Consider the following 322-nt stretch of genomic DNA (forward strand, 5'->3'; position numbering starts at 1 on the left):
AGACGAGGACGCCTTTGGGGGTGCCGGTGGAGCCGGAGGTGTAGATCAGGTAGGCGGCGTCGTCTGGTCGGATGTCGGCATCCGGTGTGGTGTGGGGGTGGTCGGCCAGCCGGGTTTGGTGTGATGGGTCGTCCAAAACCCAGGTGGCGATGTCAGGGGCGGTGTCGGTGACCGTACCGGTCAGGTCGGTGGTGGTCAGCAGGAGCGGTGCTGCGGTGTCGTGGAGTTGGAAGGCCAGGCGGGCTGGTGGGTGCTGGGGGTCCAGAGGCATCCAGGCGGCTCCGCTTTTCATCACCGCGAGCTGGGCGATGAGCAGGTGCGG

1 protein-coding gene is annotated in these 322 nt (G+C 67.4%); it reads right to left on the reverse strand.

Going from position 1 to position 322, the window contains the following annotated elements:
- Positions 1 to 271, reverse strand: a 271-nt coding sequence (locus ACLQ2R_RS39620; protein WP_425966557.1) for an AMP-binding protein, incomplete at its 3' end; no start/stop codon positions are given.
- Between the last annotated feature and the right edge of the window lie 51 nt (positions 272 to 322).

The sequence above is a fragment of the Streptosporangium sp. DT93 genome, assembly GCF_049844535.1.
In the GTDB taxonomy this organism is placed as follows: Bacteria; Actinomycetota; Actinomycetes; order Streptosporangiales; family Streptosporangiaceae; genus Streptosporangium.